The sequence below is a fragment of the Xanthobacter pollutisoli genome (genome assembly GCF_040044995.1).
Lineage (GTDB): Bacteria > Pseudomonadota > Alphaproteobacteria > Rhizobiales > Xanthobacteraceae > Xanthobacter.
The window spans coordinates 1-16,165 of the sequence record NZ_JBDZDP010000038.1; the positions used below are offsets into that span (position 1 = coordinate 1).

Below are 16,165 nucleotides of genomic sequence, written 5' to 3' on the forward strand. Positions count from 1 at the left end.
AAGCGCTTGAGTCTCACAAATTCCGCCCATCCGACATGGGAAGGGTTCCGAATATTCTACCTTTCAGGTCATTTCTACCCTGTTTGGCGCCCTCTGTCAATATGTCCGATAATGCAACATTATCGGACATATTTATTCGGAGACGGGCGGTGCGGTTTCGTTCGTTAAGGGTGGCACAAAGCGCACAACTCGGCTATGCTTCCGACGATGCCCGCACCAGACTCCGCCTCTATTCCGGCTTTCCAGACCCCGGTCGTCCCGGGTTGGGCGGTGCCACGCGCGCCGGTCGCCGACCCGGTCGAGGCCGCCTTCCTGGCTGGCGCTGCCTTGAATTCCCTCGATAATCTGGTGCGAGCAGAGCCGCCCTGGGCCGGCGCCTGGCGCCAGCGGGTGGCCCTCAGCGCGGCCGCGAGCGTCGCCCGCCTGCTCGGCCACCACGAGGATGCGGCGGCGCTGCGCGATGCCTGGCACCTGCGCCCGCCCGGCGCCGATCCGGGCCCCGCCGGCAACCTGCTGGCCGCCTGGCGGCGCCTGGCCTCCCGCTCCCCGATCATTGACATCGACGGCGTGCGCTCCCTCGCCAATCTGCTGGGCCTCGCCTGGGCGCCGGCGTTCGAGCGCCTGCCGGAAGCGATTGCGGCGGCTGCGGCTTCCGGCCGGCCGGCGCCGCTCGCCGCCGCTGCGGTCGCCGGCGCGGTTCCCGCCCTTGGACCCGCGGCCGAGGCGTTCGCCTGGTGGCTCGCGGACCTCGTTTTGGCTGCGCGCCTGCGCTGGCCGATCCCGGTGCCGGTGCTTGCCACCCAGGTCCACGCGCCGGTGCTGCGGTCCGGTCCGGGCGGTCGCCGGCATCGGCCGGGAGGGGAGGGGGGCGAGCTGGCCCTGTGCCTCGCCGCGGCCGCCGGCGCGGCGGAGGCCTGCCGCCTTGCCGCCGAGATCGGCCGCCGCGCCGACCGCCTCGCTGTGGTGGCGCCGAAGCTGCGCGCCAAGGGGGCGGGGGAGGCGGTCCGGCTGCTGCTCGACGACGATGCGGTGTCGGGCTCCCTGACGACACCCTCGCTGTCGCGCTGGGCATCGCGCCGGCTGTTCGAGCGGCTCGCGACGCTCGATGCGGTGCGTGAGCTTTCCGGCCGGCCCACCTTCCGGCTCTACGGGCTCTAACCATGGGTCGCCGACGCCGCGCCGCCACGGCCCTCGACACCGAACTCGCCGAGTTGCCGACCGAGCTGCGCTGGCGCGAATGGATGGCGCGGGTCGAGGCGGTGCTGTTCGCCGCGCCCGGGATCGTCGACCGGGAGGTGCTCGCCCGCCTGGTCGGCCGCGACTGCAGTCTCGAGCTGGTGATCGACGATATCCGCGCGGCGCTGCGCGAGCGGCCCTACGAACTGGTGACGGTCGCCGGCGGCTGGCAGCTGCGCACCCGGCCGCGCCATGCCGAGGCGCTCCATGCCGCGTTCGGCTCGGAACCGGCGCCGGTCCAACTGTCCGAGACTGAGATGCTGGTGCTCGCCTCAATCGCCTACCATCAGCCAGTGACCCGGGGCGCCCTGAGCGAGATGATCGGCAAGGCGGTCAGCCGCGACACCATCGCCGAGCTGCGCGCACGGGACTTTATCGTTGCCGGGCCGCGGAGCCCGCAGCCGGGTGCGCCCTACACCTACGTGACGACGCGGGCCTTCCTCGCGCACTTCGGTCTCGATACGCTGCGCGACCTGCCCGACATCGAGGCGCTCGAGGACGCCGGGCTGCTCGACACGGTGCAACTGCGCGCGGGCGGGTTCCCGCTGCCGGGCGACGATGAGGACGATCTCGGACCCGAGAATGGGGAAGACGAGGAGGGAGATTGAGCGATCGACAGCGCCTGTAGGTTCTGAAGGCGACGTTGGTAGGTGTGTTTCGGGTGGATTGGCGTGAGCTGGATTGACAAGCCAAGGGCTCTGCGCGGTTGGTTGCTCGAGTTGTCAAAGTTGCCGAAGTTGTCTCTCGTTCCTATCTTCCTGCCAGGAGTTGGACCGATGGCAAGTAAGCTGCAGACTGTGACCCCGACTGGCGTGAAGCCGCTGCGCAAGCGCACAGGCCGTAGGTTGACGATGTTCATGCTCAAGGGCGATCCAGTCCAGGCCTTGAAGCGATATGGACTTCCGCCAGGTGCCAAAGTCGCAATCGTATCGTCGGGTCCCGGAGCCGCGCGGAAGCTGAGTGCGGCTGTCGGCAAGGGCGTCGAGGTGGGGGCAGAAGTCACAATCGCCGATATCGAGACCGAATGGCCGGTTGCCGTTATCGACAAGGCGGCGTTCGAGCCGGACGCACGCAGCCGGGCCATTGTCGAGGGCCTGCGCATCGCCGAGCGAGACCTGAAGGAGGCCGGCGGCGCGTATGATCTTGCGCAGGTTCGCACCCTGATGCGCGGTGTGTCGCGGCAGGCGGTCGACAAGCGGGTGCAGGACGGCAGCCTGCTGGCGGTGCCGGGACCGAGCAACCGGCGGGTCTACCCGACGCTGCAGTTTAATCGCGACGGCTCGATCGTGCCGGGCCTGAAGGAGGTCCACATGGCCTGCGACGGCATCAACATGGCGGCGTGACACACACCAGAACCAAGCTTAGCGAAGCCGCCAATCTGTCCGCCAATGCGGGACCACCTCAGTTCGAAGCTGGCGCGGACCTCGTCCACAGCTTCCTCGACGAGCGCAGACGGCGTCACCGCCGCCGATGTGGTAGGGGTCTTCATGGCGTTGCTTTCCTTCGAGGATTCGACACCCCGAGCCTAACGGCTCAAGGCGAGCAACGCCGCCCTCCCTTTTTCAACATCGACCGGGACATCCCCTGCCGCCGATACAGTTAAGAATTAAGAATTCGCGGAATAGATTTTCAATCGTCTTCGGCGCTTGAAGGGGAGGGAAGTGACCAGCCTCGACGGCGACAAAACGGGCCGATGGAATCAGCTTCTTCAACGCCGCACCATGTTCCGGTGGCCAGATAAAGTCATGGACGCCCGATATGAGCAAAGTGGGCATGGTGAGTGTCTCGAGACGCTCATAACCTACGAACTCGGCAAGGGCCCGCGAGGAAGCGGCGTAGGTTGCGGGGCAGTTTGCGAGATACTGATTTCGATAACCCGCCGCCGCTTCCGTGGCGCGACAGAAGGGCGGAAACGCGTTTTCAAAGCTCGCCTCCAAGACCGCGCGCATGCCTTCGCGCTCAACCCTATCCGCACGGCTGAGCAGATAGTTTCGCGCATGTTCCTCAATTTCAACTGCTGGGCTCACAAGAAAAAGGCCAGCTACGCGCTCGGGATAGCGTTGAGCAAAACGCAGGCCCGTCACTGAGCCCATGGCGAGCCCGCCGAACAGCACCGGAGCGTCGGGCGAGAACGCGTGGCAGACCTCGGCCAAGTCATCGGCGAGCAGATCTATGGAATAGGGGCCGGGCGTCTTCTCGGAGGCGCCGGAACCGCGTTGGTCGAACGCCACCAAGCGAAAGCCCGCAGCCGCCACGCTCGGCGCGATGCCGCTCCAGCTCCAGGCCGCGCCGCCGAGTTCGTGCAGGAGGACCACCAGCGGGCCGTCCTGCCCCCAGGCACGATAATGCAGATCGACAGGCGCGGGGCCCGCTCGGCGAATACTCAGCCAACTGGACATGTGATCGCTTCCGCTCATAGGCTTTCCTTGGAGCCGGTGCCGAAGTAGCTCTCGGCAATGCGCGGATCACGCTCGAGGTCGCGCGCCGCGGCACCGATCTCGATGCGCCCGTTCTCAATCACATAGGCGCGGTCCGCCACCTTCAGCGCGCTGCGCACATTCTGCTCCACCAGCAGGACGGTGATGTTCTCGGCGCGGATGTCCGAAATTGTCTGGAAGAGCTGGCGCACGATGAGCGGGGACAGCCCGAGCGAGGGCTCGTCCAGCAGCAGCATGCGCGGCAGGGCCATCAGACCACGCCCGATGGCCGCCATCTGCTGCTCGCCGCCGGACAGGCTTCCCGCCAACTGGTCGCGCCGCTCGTAAAGTTTTGGAAAGAGCGTGTAGACCTTTTCGAGCGTGGCCGCCCGGTGCGGCTTCGCGCGCGAGTTAGAGCCGCCGACCATCAGATTGTCGAATACCGACAGGTTAGGAAAGAGTTGGCGCCCCTCCGGCACCGACACGAGACCCGCACCAACGATGTCCCGCGGCGTGGCCCCGGCGATGCTCTTTCCATCGAAGCGGATGTCGCCGTGGGTCGGCTTGAGCAGGCCGGACAGGCACCGCAGTGTCGTCGTCTTGCCGGCGCTGTTGGAGCCGATAAGTGCGACGACCTCTCCCTCATCGACGTAGAAGCTCACCGCGTGAAGCACCGGAAAGACGCCGTAGCCTGCAGAAATGCCTGTGACCTCAAGCAGCTTCGTCATTGGCCGCCCCCATATAAGCGCTCTGGACATCGGGATCGGAGAGCACTTCGCGCGCCGTTCCCTCGGCGATCTTGCGGCCGGCGCTAAGGCACATCACCCGCCGCCCGAGGCGCACCACCATGGTGATGGAATGCTCCACCAGCACCACGCCCACCCCGCGCCGATGAATCGCCTCGATGACGTCGCCGACCTCGTGCTGCTCGCGCACGTTCAGTCCGGCCATCACCTCGTCGAGAAGCAGATAGCGTGGGCGGGTCGCCAGCGCCCGTGCGAGTTCGAGGCGCTTCATGTCTGGGAGGGTAAGGTAGTTGGCGAGAAAGCGGCGCTTGTGAAACAGCCCCACCTCTTCCAGGACGGCCTCTGCGACCTCGACCGCCTCGCGATAGGTGGTGCAATGGGCGTAGGCGCCGGCCACCACATTCTCAAGGGTGGAAAGGTCCGGAAACGGCCGGCAGACCTGGAATGTGCGCACCACGCCGAGGTTGGACACCTGATGGGCCTGAAGGCCCATGATGCTTTTCCCGTCCAGGCTCATCTCGCCCGAACTCGGCCGCTGGAAGCCGGAGAGCAGGTTGAAGAAGGTGGTCTTGCCGGCGCCGTTCGGGCCGATGATCGCCACGACCTCGTCGGTCGCCGCACGGAAGTCCACATCCGCCACGGCCACCAGGCCGCCGTAACGCTTGCTCAGCGATTTGGTTTCGAGCATGGCGGTCTCCTATAGGCTCGCGGGCGTGATCTTGCCGGGCTCGCCCAGCACGGCCTGCCGGTCGAAATGCTGGCGTTGCAGCGTGCCGACGATTCCGCGAGGGAAGCCGAGGATGATGAACACGAAGAACAGGCCGTAGACCACCTGCGCCAGCGCCGAGACCGATGTCGTCCCCACGATGCCGCCGGCCACCACCAGAAGCTCCTGCACCGCCTGTACGAGGATGCCGCCAAGGATAGGACCGAGCACGGTGCCGCGGCCGCCGAGAACCGCGCCCATCACGATGGTGAGGGCGAGCAGGAGTCCAAGATTGAAATCCGGCTCCACGAAGCCCACCACCAGCGCGTGCATTGCGCCGCCGGCGGCGGTGAGCACAGCGCTGATTACGAACGCGACCTGCTTGGTGCGGGTGGTGTTGATGCCGAGCGCCTTTGCGCTCTGCTCCTGCTCACGCAGCGAGATCAGGCGAAAGCCGAGGCGCGAGCGCTGGAGCCAGTAGGTGCCGGCGGCGATGGCGACCGTCATCGCGAACACGATGTAGTAGAACGGGAGGTAACTTTCGAACTGGAGGTTCCAGATCGAGGCCTCCACGTGGATCTGCAGACCCTGGGAGCGGCCGAGGAAGCTCGAATTGATGGCCATGATCCGTGCGATCTCGGCCAACAGGATGGTGCCGACGGCAAAGTGAATGCCGCTCAGTTCGTAGCCGAAGCACACTCTGGCAACGACGAAGCTGACGCAGGCGACAATGACGATGCCAACGGGAATGGCGAACACCAGGGGCGCCACCTGGTAGACGGAGAACAGTGCCACCGTGTAAGCGCCGATTCCGAAGAAAATGCCGTGGGCGAACGACATCTGACCGCCATAGCCGCCGATGATATTCCAGCTCGACGAGAGATAGGCGTATAGCAGGGCCAGCAAAGTGAGCTTCAGATAGTATCCGCCCACGAAGAATGGAAAGCACAGCCCAGCGAGAATGATCAGCCCCACGAGCAGTTTTGTCATTTGATCACCGTGCTCTTTGACAGTGTGATGCATCGCAGATATCTTCTGAAAAGATCCGAGGGACTTACGCGAGCTTCGCGCCGAAGATTCCCGTCGGCTTGAACAAGAAGGTGACGAAGACGCAGGTATAGACCAGTGCTTGCGCAACCTGCCCGTAACCCAACGCCTGTGCGACGCCGAGGACGACGCCCACCAGCAGACCGCCGATCAGTGAACCCACCACGCTGCCGAGACCGCCGAGCACCGAGACGACCACGGCCATGATTGCGTATTGGAAGGCGAGATCCGGCACGATCGGCACGAGATTGGACAAGGCGATGCCGGCGAGCGCCGCGCATACCCAGCTGATGCCCATGGCGACGGCGTAGAGACGGCGATTGTCGAGGCCGCAGGCAGCAGCTCCAATGGCGTTCTGGGAACACGCCTTCAGGTCTCGCCCGAGATCGGTGTAGCGCAGCAGGAGATGGAGGCCGAGCAAGCCCACGAGCGCGACGCCGGCGGCGGCGATCTGCTTATACTGCAGGAAGAGGTCGCCCAGGATGATTGCGCCCTGAAGCTCCCGCGCCTGGAGCGAGTGCGCGTCCGTGCTGAAGATGAACTGGGCGAAATACTGCAGCGAAATCAGCAGCCCGATGGAGAACAGAATCTGGCTGTCCTCGGGCACGTTGAGGATGCGGTCGATCAAAAGCCGCTGGGCGACATAGCCGATGACGAACGCAAGGCCGCAGATCACCGGTGTCACATAAAGCGGATTGAGGCCCCATGTGTGCCAGGCGAAATAGGCGGCGTACATGGACCAGAGAATGGCCGCGCCGTGCTGGAGATTGACCACGCGCGCGATGCCGAGGCTCAGATTGAACCCGGTGGACATGAGGGCGTAAACGAGGCCGCTCAGCAGCCCGCTCACGATACCGATCTGAAGAAGCGTCAAGAACATATTCAGCCCTCAGGAGAAGCAGGAATACGGGATGTCATTCCGCCGCCCCTGCTTTGGCTGTGCAGCGCTGGCCGAAGGCCTGGCCCTCGGCCGGCAGGGCGGTCTCGTGCCGCCGCCAGAGCGGGGCTAGGAGCGCGCTGTCAGACGCGCGCCGCCCATTTCGGCATCGGCCACACGGCCTTCACGGTCGCCAGGGTCTGCGGGAAGACGATGCGCTGCTGCTGGTCGATGATCTGCATGACCAGCGCCTTGGCTCGCATATTGTCCCCCGCCTCGCTGAACTTCACGCCGTCGCGCACGATGAAGGGGTTGCTGCCGACTTCCAGATCGGTTTCCCGCAGCGCCTTAGTGATGGCCTCGCGATCGAGGGTCGGGGCGCGCTCCAGCGCGTCGAGCAGTATGCCGACGCCGTTGACCGCGAGCGATGCCTGGTCGTCCAGGTTTCGGTTGTAGGTTTCCTTGTAGATGCGTCCGAACTCGGCAATCTTGGGATTGGAGTTCACCAGCTCGGGGACGTAGCCGACGGCATCGGTGATATAGTTGCCGGTGGCCTTCGCGTTCGATGCGAACTCGGGGGTGTAGGGTGCCCCGAGAACATGCAGGCTGGCGATCGGATTATAGTCCAGCGCCTTGCACGCCTGGAGAATCTGGATGCCATCCGGGGCAGTGGTCGCCTGAAGGAAGAGGTCGACGCCATTCAGCTTGAGGCGCTGGATAATGGGCGAGAAGTCGCCCACGTTCCCGGCGGGGAAGCTGATGTTATCGAACAGCGGCCAGTCGGTGCCTTTCAGGGCTTTCACCAGCCCGTTTGCCGCATCCTGGCTGAAGGTCGTGTCGTCGGCGAGGATCGCGACCGATTTCGGCACCACCTTCGTCGTCTCCGCCATGGACTTGGCGAAGTCGATGGCGGTTTGAGAGAGCAGCGAGGTCCGGGCGCCGATGCGGAAATAATATTTGAGGCCGCGGCTGCTAAGGGTGTCGCCGCTGTCGGTGGATATCAACGGCGTCTTGTTGCGGTCGGCCGCGGCGCTGCCGACCATCGTCGCGCCGCTCACCGCATTGCCGAACACGGCGAGCACACCGGCGGTCTGAATCAAGCGCTCGGTCTGGGTGCCGGCCATCTGCGGATTGCTCTGGTGGTCCGCGACGAAGAGTTCGAGCTTGGCGCCCTCCTTGGACTTGATCCCGCCCGACTTATTGACCATGTCGATGGCGAGCCGGGTGGCATCCGCGACGGGAATGCCCCAGGGCGCACTGCGGCCGGTCAGGCCAACCACGACGCCCACCGGTATAGTCGCGGGCGCGGCCTTCGCGGTGACGACAAATGGCGCAGAAATGGCAAAGCCGGCAACGCCGGCAATGACTTGGCGGCGGTTGGGAGCCATGGCTCCGGCGCTCTTGCCGCGTTGGATCGGGTTGGCGGAATCTTCGTCGGGCGACATCGGCGGGCTCCTCCTCAAGTGCGACCTCGTTCTCAAGGGCGGGTCGTCACGTTCGGGTGAATGATTAGTCATTCGACGCAGCCTGTCAACACGGATCGGATGCAGCTCAGGGGAATCGCATTTGAACGCGCTTGACAATAGCTTTGGGGTTGCAGGCTTGTGACGAATCGATTCTAGCCGATGGCCGGATCGGGCGACGGCTGGGGGATCGCATGGAAGGCTTGGCGGCTTGTTTTGAGGACCTGGAAGACCCGCGCACCGGCAACGCCGGGCTTCACGATCTCACCGAGATCATGGTCATCGCGCTGTGCACCGTGTTGTGCGGCGGGCAATACGCCTCGGACATGGCGTTGTTCGCGCGCGAGAAGGAAGAATTCCTGCGGCAATTCTTGAAGCTTGAGAACGGATTGCCGAGCCACGACACGTTTTCCCGCGTGTTCCGCCTCCTCGACCCCGAGCAGTTCCGCGCCTGCTTTTTGACGTTCATGGGCCGGTTCTCGCAAGCCTGTGAAGGCGTGATCGCCATCGACGGCAAGGTGCTGCGCCGCTCCTTCGACAAGGCCAGCGGCAAGTCGCCGCTGCATATGGTCTCGGCCTGGGGCTGCGAGCAGCGCCTCGTGCTGGCGCAGATCGCCACGGACGCCAAGTCGAACGAGATCTCCGCCGTGCCGAAGCTGTTGGAGATGCTGACGCTGAAAGGGGCGATCGTGACCGTCGACGCGCTCAATTGCCAGCGCGCCATCGCCCGGCAGATCGTCGATCAGGGTGGCGACTACGCCTTCGCGCTCAAAGGCAATCAGGGAACGCTCCACGAGGATGTCATCTTTATCTCGACGATCCGCTGGCGAAGGTCGAAACGAGCATCCCCACGGTCGACGCCGATCATGGCCGCATCGAAACCAGGGCCGTCGTCGTCTCGACCGACATCGACTGGCTGCAGGAGCGCCATCAATGGCCCGGCTTGAAGGCCATTGCCAAGGTCACGCGCACACGCGAGATCCCCGGATCAACGCCGGAGACCGATAAACTCTCCACGGAAACAGCCTGTTATCTTCTCAGCGCGCCGCTGTCGCCCGAGCGTGTCGGCGAGGTCGTGCGCAGCCATTGGGGCGTGGAGAACAACTTGCACTGGCGCCTCGACGTGACGATGAACGAAGACGCCTCACGCAACCGCATGGACAACGGCCCCCATAACTTCGCCGTCCTCCGTCACATGGCGCTCAACGTCATGGCCAAGGAGAGCAGCAAGGCCTCGCTCCGCGCGAAGTTCAAAAAAGCAGCTTGGAATCAAGACTATCTCCTCAAACTCCTCGCGCTAGTCTGAAATGCGATTACCCTGGATGCAGCTTTCTGTACCAAACGCACTATTTCGCATGATGTTTGCACCTGCGAACGCTTCAACGCAGTTGCAGCACGTATAAATGGCGAATGATCAGCATTGACATTGAATGACCGTTCATTCTAAACCATTTCAGGCTCAAACCGGGTCACGGATCGATCCGAATGCACCACGTCCTCGCCGTCTGGAACGATTGTCATCCTGCTTCTCAGGAAGGTTACGAGCGCTGGTGTACGGAAGAGCACCTGCCCGAGCGCATCTCCATTCCCGGTTTCCTTTCGGGCCACCGCTACGAGGCCCAGGCGGGCGACCGCCGATACTTCACCTATTACGAGACGCAGTCCGGGGACGTGCTGCACAGCCGCGCCTATCGGGAACGGCTCGAAAATCCCACGGCGCTTACCCAACGGATCATGCCCGCCTTCACCAATACGATGCGCACCATATGCGCGGTCAGTGCGCCACGGCCGCATCCAAGGCGCCGATGTGGTGACCCTGCGCCGCGAAGCCGAAGGGGCGGGGGCTCTGGCGTCCATGATGCCTGTGGCGAGCGAAGCGCCCGGCGTCACGCGCGCACAATTATGGACCGCCAGCGAAAGCCAGACGCCGCGCACCGCGGTAGCGCAGATCCGGCCGGGAGCGGACGCCTTGATCACCGAGGCGGTGGTCGCCGAGTTTTTGCGCCTGCCCGACGCGACGGCTTTCGCCGATCGCCTCGCGCGCGAACATGCTTCGCTCGGCGAGATTGGCGTTTATTCCCACCTCTGCTCGCTCCACCGCGAAGGGGCGCCGTCGTGACCGGCCGCGGCACGGCATTGGTTGCCGGCTTTAGCGGCGTCGCGGGATCTGCCCTTGCCAGACATCTCGCAGCGATCGGATACGAGGTCATCGGCATTGCGCGAAAGCCGCCGTCGTATCTCTCGCCGGACGTGCGCTTTCGGTCGGCCGACCTCGTGGAACCGGTAAGCTTGCGGGCCGCAGGCCAGCACTTGGGAGCGGTGACCCACGTCTTCTACACAGCGTTCGCAAACGCTCCCGGTTGGGTGGCCCAGGTTGCGCCCAATGCGGCCATGCTGAGAAACCTGTTAGATTGCGTCGAAGACGCCGCCTCCGGCCTCCGGCATGTGAGCCTGCTGCAGGGAACGAAATATTACGGCGCCCATCTGGGTCCATTCCGGACCCCGATCCGGGAGGATGACGCCCGCCATTTTCCGCCCAGTTTCTATTATGACCAGCAGGATCTCCTCGCCGGTCGCCAGGCCGGGAAAACCTGGTCCTGTTCGTTCATCCGGCCGCACACGATCTGCGGATACGCGGTCGGCACCCCGCTCAACCTGATCATGGTGCTGGGCGTCTATGCGACGCTCGGCCGGGAATTGGGCCTGCCGCTGCGCTGGCCCGGCAAGCCGGCGGCATTCTGGACCGTCTACCAGACGACCGACGCTGACCTGCTGGCGCGCGCCATGACCTGGGCCGCGACGGAAAAGCGGTGCGCCAACGAGGCGTTCAACATCACCAACGGCGACTTCATTCGGTTCGAGCATCTCTGGCCGCGCCTAGCGCAGCATTTCGGCATGGAGACGGCTGCCCCGCAGCAGATCGATCTGCCCCAATTCATGGCGGACAAGTCCGAAACATGGGCGGCCATCCAGCGCAAACACGGCCTGGAGCCTGTGCCCTTCACCGCGCTGGTGGACTGGAACTACGCGCAATACGCCTTTTCCTGTGCGTGGGACATCATGTCATCAACACTCAAAGCCCGGCAGTTCGGGTTCCAGGACTGCCTCGATACCTACGACATGTTCATCCGGAACCTACGCGTTCTGTCCGATCGCCGCCTCATTCCTGCCTGACCAAGGAGCAGCACCATGTCTGCCTTTTTTCTCGTGCGCGCGAACGTCGCCGATCCGGCGGATCGGCCCGGCTTCGACGAATGGTACCGCGCCCATCACCTGCCCCTCGCGCGATCCGCGTTCGGCGCGGAGCACGCGGTGCGCATGTGGAGCCGGACCGATCCGGCGGTCCATATCGCGCTTTACCGTTTCCCCTCGCTGGCGGCGGTCGAAGCGATCACGACGCCGGAAATCCTCACTCCACTGCTCGCGGACTTCGACGCCGCATGGCCACAGGTGACGCGCACGCGCGAGGTGCTGGAAGGCTTCGAGGAACTGCGCGGCTAAGGCCTCGCCAACGAAAATCCTGTCCTCGGGAGGATGGAAGAATGACACGGAATGTCGCGCTCGTCGCAGGATCAGGCGGTATCGTTGGCCGGGCCCTGATGGAGCAACTCGCTCTGCGCAAGGACTGGCACGCCATCGGGCTGTCTCGCCGCTCCCAGCACAGCCTGTCCCAGGGACACCAGGTGCGCGCCGACCTGGCGGACAAGCAATCCCTGCTGGCGGTGGCCGACGAACTGAAGGACGTGACTCACGTCTTCTTCACCGCCTACAGCCAGCGCGCCGACCTCGCCGAGGAAAACGAGGTCAATCTGAATATCCTGCGCAATCTCGTGGATGTGCTGGAGGCGGCGGCGCCGAGGCTGAAGCACATCCAGCTCGTCCACGGAAGCAAGTGGTACGGCAGCCATCGCGGGCCCTACCGCACCCCGGCGCGGGAAGACCAGATCCGGCACCCCATGGGCATCTTCTATTACGCGCAACAGGACATGCTGGAAGCCCGGCAAGCGGGCAAAGGCTGGAGCTGGAGCACCATGCGCCCGCACGGCATTTGGGGCTTCGCCGTCAACAGTCAGCTCAACATGATGCAGGCCGTCGCCGTCTATGCGACGGTGATGAAGCACATGGGCATGCCGCTGCACTTTCCCGGCAAGCGGGCGGCCTGGGAGGCCCTGTATCAGTGCACGGAGGCGGATCACCTCGCCCGCGCCATGATGTGGGCCGCCACCAGCCCCAACGGCGCCAAACAGGCCTTCAATATCACCAATGGCGACTTCATCCGCTGGAAGCTCGCCTGGCCAGTCATCGCCGACTGGTTCGACATGGAGGTGGGCGACGTCATGACCTTTGACGTCGGGCAATTCATGTCCGGCAAGGCGGGGCTCTGGGAGGAGATCCGCCGCAAATACGGGCTGCTCTATTCCATTTCCGAGCTCGCCTCCTTCGAGGCAGCGATCTCCTACATGTTCATGGTGGAGTGGGATCAGATGTCGGCCCTGACCAAGATACAGAAGGCCGGGTGGACGGAGGTGATCGACACCTACGAGATGATCCCGCGCCAGTTCGACCGACTGGCCAGGGAGAAGGCCATTCCGGGGCCGCCCCGGCAGGGGCGGATCATTCGCTCGACCGCGGCCTGAGGCGAGCGGGGCGGCCTTCCGGTTGCCCGCATCGTCCTCGCATAATCGGGTGCGCAGATGCCTTTCGCATGTGATCTCCTCGTGATCGGTTCCGGTGCCGCCGGGATGTCGGCGGCCATTACGGCGCGGCTTCTGGGCCTGAGCGTCGTCGTCATCGAGAAGGAGCCCTGGCTGGGGGGCACCACGGCGCTCTCAGGGGGATGGTGCTGGGTGCCCATGAGCCCGGTCGCGATTGCGGCGGGCGTGCGCGACAGCCGCGCGGCGGCGATGACCTATCTCCTGCACGAGACCGGCGCGCACGCGGACACAGCACGGATCGAGACTTATCTGGATGAAGCCCCGCGCATGGTGAGCTTCTTCGAAGCGCACACGGCGGTGCGCTTCCTCGCCTCCCCCGCCTTTCCTGATTATCACTCCGACGCGCCCGGCGCGGGAGAGGGGCGCTCCATCGTCTGCGCGCCCTTCGATGCCCGCCTGCTCGGCGATTTCAGGCTCAAGCTGCGGCCGCCCCTGCAACAGACCACGTTCCTGGGGCTGAACGTCGGCTCGGGGACCGAGTTGAAGCACTTCTTCAACGCGACACGCTCGTGGACATCGGCAGTCTACGTGGCCCGGCGCATCGCCGGACATTTCGTCGAGGTCATCCGCTACGGGCGCGGCGTCACCCTGGCGAACGGCAATGCGCTGGCCGGCCGACTGCTGAAATCGGCGATCGAACTCGGCGTCGATATGCGCCTGGAAACACGGGCCATCGCGCTACTGAGCGAGCCAGGGCGCGTGACCGGGGTGGTGATCGAACACGCCGGCCAGACCGACGAAATCCATGCGAGCGCTGGAGTCATTCTCGCCTGCGGCGGCTTTTCCCAGGATGTGACCTTCCAAAAGCGCCTGTTCCCGCACGCCCGTGCCGGCGCTGAACACGCATCCCCCACCTCGGGCGGAACCACGGGCGATGGCTTGCGGCTGGGCGAAGCGGCGGGAGGTGTGGTCGATGAGGCCCTGCCGAATGCCGCCGCATGGATGCCGGTCTCGCGCATCTTGACACCCGGCGCAGAACAGGCTTTTCCCCATGTCATCGATCGCGCCAAGCCGGGCGTCATCGCCGTCACCGCGCCGGGCAGGCGCTTCGTGAATGAGGCGCTGTCCTACCACGATTTCGTACAGGCCTTGCTGGCGGCCACACAGGGGCGGGAGCCGCGTGCCTATCTGGTCTGCGACAGCCGGACCCTGCGCCGTTTCGGCCTTGGCTATGTGCGGCCGTTTCCCGTTCCCTTCTCGCGCCATGTCCGCTCCGGTTATCTCAGGCGCGGGCGGTCGATCGCTGAGCTCGCTGCGCGTTGCGGGCTCGATCCCGCGATGCTCGATCGCACCGTCGCGGCCTTCAATCACGACGTGGCGAGTGGCCGGGACAGCGAATTCGGCAAGGGCAGCACCGCCTATAACCGCTTCCAGGGCGACCAGGGCGGCATGGGGGATCCCTGCCTCGGCCCCATCATCCAGCCGCCGTTCTACGCCGTCGCGGTGGAGCCCGGCGACATCGGCACGTTCGCGGGCCTAAAGGTGAATGCCGCCAGCCAGGTGCTGGACGGCGATGGCGCGCCCATAGCCGGCCTCTACGCCGCCGGAAACGACGCCGTCAGCGTGATGGCGGGCCGCTATCCCGGGGCGGGCATTAATCTGGGGCCGGCATTGACCTTTGGTTACCTCGCCGCCCGCCACGCGGCGGATGCGCGGGAGGAGGCGCATTCGCTGGCGCAAGCCGACGAATAATCGCCGGGAAAAACTTGGAAACAGGGAGGAAACGGCATGGAACAGACGAACGTCGACCCACTGGTAGTCGGAGGTGGAATCGCCGGACTGGTGGCAGCCGCACGTGCGGCTGAACTTAGGGCGCGCGTGACGGTGCTGGAGCGCGGCGAGGGGCTTTATCGCTGCAATGCGCGCATGGCCGGCGGCGGTTTCCATGCCTGTTTCCGCACCGATGTCCTCGACGACCCCAAGGCCCTGCTGTATGTCATCCTCGCGGAGGTGCCCTCGGCGTCCCCGGCGCTCGCGGAGGCAGTCGCGGCGACGGCCGCGCAGGTGATCGATTGGCTGCAGCGGCAGGGCGTCCAGATCGCGCAGGTGGGAACTGATGCCTGCCGGGATCTCGGTGCGATCAGCAGGGCGGCGGAATGAACGCCTTGACCCAGGCAGAATGGCCCGGACCAGGATGGAAGCCATGAGTGAACCGCTGGGTCTTCTTCTCGTCACCATGCAGCCGCCTTCCGAAATGGAAGAGGAGTTCCAGGACTGGTACGATGACGAGCACGTGCCGGAGCGGGCGGCCATTCCCGGCTTCCTGAATGCACGTCGCTATGTCTGCATCGAGGGCTGGCCGCGATATGTCGCCCTTTATGATCTGGCCCATCCGGATGTGCTCCGCGAGCCGGGGTATCTTGCGATTTCGGGGACGAATTTTTCGCCCTGGTCAAAGCGCATTCTGCCCCGCATGCAGGGCCTTTACCGCGCCGAGGGCGTGCAGATTTCCCGCCCCTGCGCCCAGATCGGGGCCAGCGGGGCCTGCGAGTGGCTGGCCTTGATGAAGTTTCGCGGCGTCCCCGCCGATCAGGGCGAGGCTCTCGTTTCCACTGTTCGGCAGGCCTATGCGGACAAGCCGGCTGTCGCCGCGGCAAGGGTTTTCAGGACCAGCTATAATGGGGAGGACGAGTTTCTGGCGACGATCGAGCTGCGACGGCCGCTCGGGCTATCGCAGTTGCGGATCGACACGCTGGAGCCCTTCGCTTCAAGCCTCGATCTTCTAAACCTCTATGCTCGCTACTGGCGTCACGGCCGGCTGCACGGCGTTCTCTCGGATTGACGCCGGGAGCAGGGGAGGAACGCGACCCGCGCGAATACCGAAGTGGTGTCCCTAATTCCGCGATGAAGAAAGTTCCGTCCCGCTGAAGCTCCTTTATCCTATGGGTGTTTGAGGAATCGGAATCACGGTTTCCCTTCACCCGGAGGGTGCGATGGGGTTGTTGCAGACGGTGTTGC

Annotated in this window: 16 protein-coding genes and 1 pseudogene; 11 read left to right on the forward strand and 6 right to left on the reverse strand. The window is 64.8% G+C overall.

Annotation, left to right across the window (positions count from 1 at the left end):
- Window positions 1-270 precede the first annotated feature (270 nt).
- The 3 genes from ABLE93_RS25760 to ABLE93_RS25770 all read left to right on the forward strand — a co-directional run bounded on the left by ABLE93_RS25760 (window position 271) and on the right by ABLE93_RS25770 (window position 2,579).
- On the forward strand, window positions 271-1,158 hold the full coding sequence (locus ABLE93_RS25760; RefSeq protein ID WP_510183091.1) for a DUF1403 family protein: 888 nt from the start codon (window positions 271-273) through the stop codon (window positions 1,156-1,158).
- A 2-nt stretch (window positions 1,159-1,160) separates the two neighbouring features.
- Complete coding sequence (scpB, locus tag ABLE93_RS25765) at window positions 1,161-1,844, forward strand: SMC-Scp complex subunit ScpB (protein ID WP_348842536.1); 684 nt, start codon at window positions 1,161-1,163, stop codon at window positions 1,842-1,844.
- 168 nt (window positions 1,845-2,012) lie between these two features.
- Complete coding sequence (locus tag ABLE93_RS25770) at window positions 2,013-2,579, forward strand: hypothetical protein (protein ID WP_348842537.1); 567 nt, start codon at window positions 2,013-2,015, stop codon at window positions 2,577-2,579.
- Window positions 2,580-2,798: 219 nt separating this feature from the next.
- On the opposite strand, the gene ABLE93_RS25775 is transcribed toward ABLE93_RS25770, so the two are convergent.
- From ABLE93_RS25775 to ABLE93_RS25800, 6 genes are all read right to left on the reverse strand, one after another.
- The gene (locus ABLE93_RS25775; protein WP_348842538.1) at window positions 2,799-3,635 is read right to left on the reverse strand and encodes an alpha/beta fold hydrolase; all 837 of its coding nucleotides are present in this window, start codon (window positions 3,633-3,635) and stop codon (window positions 2,799-2,801) included.
- Window positions 3,636-3,649: 14 nt separating this feature from the next.
- Complete coding sequence (locus ABLE93_RS25780) at window positions 3,650-4,372, reverse strand: ABC transporter ATP-binding protein (RefSeq protein WP_510183092.1); 723 nt, start codon at window positions 4,370-4,372, stop codon at window positions 3,650-3,652.
- On the reverse strand, window positions 4,365-5,087 hold the full coding sequence (locus ABLE93_RS25785; protein WP_348842540.1) for an ABC transporter ATP-binding protein: 723 nt from the start codon (window positions 5,085-5,087) through the stop codon (window positions 4,365-4,367). The genes ABLE93_RS25780 and ABLE93_RS25785 overlap by 8 nt, the downstream gene beginning before the upstream one ends.
- A gap of 9 nt (window positions 5,088-5,096) precedes the next feature.
- Complete coding sequence (locus ABLE93_RS25790) at window positions 5,097-6,095, reverse strand: branched-chain amino acid ABC transporter permease (RefSeq protein ID WP_348842541.1); 999 nt, start codon at window positions 6,093-6,095, stop codon at window positions 5,097-5,099.
- Window positions 6,096-6,159: 64 nt separating this feature from the next.
- Window positions 6,160-7,032, reverse strand: a complete 873-nt coding sequence (locus ABLE93_RS25795; RefSeq protein ID WP_348842542.1) for a branched-chain amino acid ABC transporter permease — start codon at window positions 7,030-7,032, stop codon at window positions 6,160-6,162.
- A gap of 140 nt (window positions 7,033-7,172) precedes the next feature.
- Window positions 7,173-8,474, reverse strand: coding sequence for an ABC transporter substrate-binding protein (locus ABLE93_RS25800; RefSeq protein ID WP_348842543.1), 1,302 nt, complete (start codon window positions 8,472-8,474; stop codon window positions 7,173-7,175).
- A gap of 212 nt (window positions 8,475-8,686) precedes the next feature.
- Here ABLE93_RS25800 and ABLE93_RS25805 point away from each other — a divergent pair.
- From ABLE93_RS25805 to ABLE93_RS25840, 8 genes and pseudogenes are all read left to right on the forward strand, one after another.
- A pseudogene (locus tag ABLE93_RS25805) lies at window positions 8,687-9,798 on the forward strand (ISAs1 family transposase).
- 504 nt (window positions 9,799-10,302) lie between these two features.
- A complete protein-coding gene (locus ABLE93_RS25810) occupies window positions 10,303-10,611 on the forward strand; it encodes a hypothetical protein (RefSeq protein WP_348842544.1) in 309 nt (102 codons plus the stop codon).
- Entirely contained in the window at window positions 10,608-11,666 is a 1,059-nt protein-coding gene (locus ABLE93_RS25815; protein ID WP_348842545.1) for an SDR family oxidoreductase, read from the forward strand. Before ABLE93_RS25810 ends, ABLE93_RS25815 begins: the two co-directional genes overlap by 4 nt.
- A 15-nt stretch (window positions 11,667-11,681) precedes the next feature.
- On the forward strand, window positions 11,682-11,993 hold the full coding sequence (locus ABLE93_RS25820; RefSeq protein WP_348842546.1) for an EthD domain-containing protein: 312 nt from the start codon (window positions 11,682-11,684) through the stop codon (window positions 11,991-11,993).
- A gap of 41 nt (window positions 11,994-12,034) precedes the next feature.
- Window positions 12,035-13,129 carry an SDR family oxidoreductase gene (locus ABLE93_RS25825; protein ID WP_348842547.1) on the forward strand — a complete coding sequence of 365 codons (1,095 nt, stop codon included), beginning with the start codon at window positions 12,035-12,037 and terminating at the stop codon, window positions 13,127-13,129.
- A 57-nt stretch (window positions 13,130-13,186) separates the two neighbouring features.
- Complete coding sequence (locus ABLE93_RS25830; RefSeq protein ID WP_348842548.1) at window positions 13,187-14,899, forward strand: FAD-dependent oxidoreductase; 1,713 nt, start codon at window positions 13,187-13,189, stop codon at window positions 14,897-14,899.
- Window positions 14,900-14,935: 36 nt separating this feature from the next.
- Entirely contained in the window at window positions 14,936-15,307 is a 372-nt protein-coding gene (locus ABLE93_RS25835) for an FAD-dependent oxidoreductase (RefSeq protein ID WP_348842549.1), read from the forward strand.
- Between the two features lie 43 nt (window positions 15,308-15,350).
- On the forward strand, window positions 15,351-15,989 hold the full coding sequence (locus tag ABLE93_RS25840) for a hypothetical protein (RefSeq protein WP_348842550.1): 639 nt from the start codon (window positions 15,351-15,353) through the stop codon (window positions 15,987-15,989).
- Window positions 15,990-16,165 lie beyond the last annotated feature (176 nt).

Excerpts from the sequence above, each read along its gene's own strand:
- scpB (WP_348842536.1), top strand. The coding sequence starts at position 1,161 with ATGGGTCGCCGACGCCGCGCCGCCACGGCCCTCGACACCGAACTCGCC.
- ABLE93_RS25770 (WP_348842537.1), top strand. The coding sequence starts at position 2,013 with ATGGCAAGTAAGCTGCAGACTGTGACCCCGACTGGCGTGAAGCCGCTG.
- ABLE93_RS25775 (WP_348842538.1), bottom strand. The coding sequence starts at position 3,635 with ATGTCCAGTTGGCTGAGTATTCGCCGAGCGGGCCCCGCGCCTGTCGAT.
- ABLE93_RS25785 (WP_348842540.1), bottom strand. The coding sequence starts at position 5,087 with ATGCTCGAAACCAAATCGCTGAGCAAGCGTTACGGCGGCCTGGTGGCC.
- ABLE93_RS25790 (WP_348842541.1), bottom strand. The coding sequence starts at position 6,095 with ATGACAAAACTGCTCGTGGGGCTGATCATTCTCGCTGGGCTGTGCTTT.
- ABLE93_RS25795 (WP_348842542.1), bottom strand. The coding sequence starts at position 7,032 with ATGTTCTTGACGCTTCTTCAGATCGGTATCGTGAGCGGGCTGCTGAGC.
- ABLE93_RS25800 (WP_348842543.1), bottom strand. The coding sequence starts at position 8,474 with ATGTCGCCCGACGAAGATTCCGCCAACCCGATCCAACGCGGCAAGAGC.
- ABLE93_RS25820 (WP_348842546.1), top strand. The coding sequence starts at position 11,682 with ATGTCTGCCTTTTTTCTCGTGCGCGCGAACGTCGCCGATCCGGCGGAT.
- ABLE93_RS25825 (WP_348842547.1), top strand. The coding sequence starts at position 12,035 with ATGACACGGAATGTCGCGCTCGTCGCAGGATCAGGCGGTATCGTTGGC.
- ABLE93_RS25830 (WP_348842548.1), top strand. The coding sequence starts at position 13,187 with ATGCCTTTCGCATGTGATCTCCTCGTGATCGGTTCCGGTGCCGCCGGG.
- ABLE93_RS25835 (WP_348842549.1), top strand. The coding sequence starts at position 14,936 with ATGGAACAGACGAACGTCGACCCACTGGTAGTCGGAGGTGGAATCGCC.
- ABLE93_RS25840 (WP_348842550.1), top strand. The coding sequence starts at position 15,351 with ATGAGTGAACCGCTGGGTCTTCTTCTCGTCACCATGCAGCCGCCTTCC.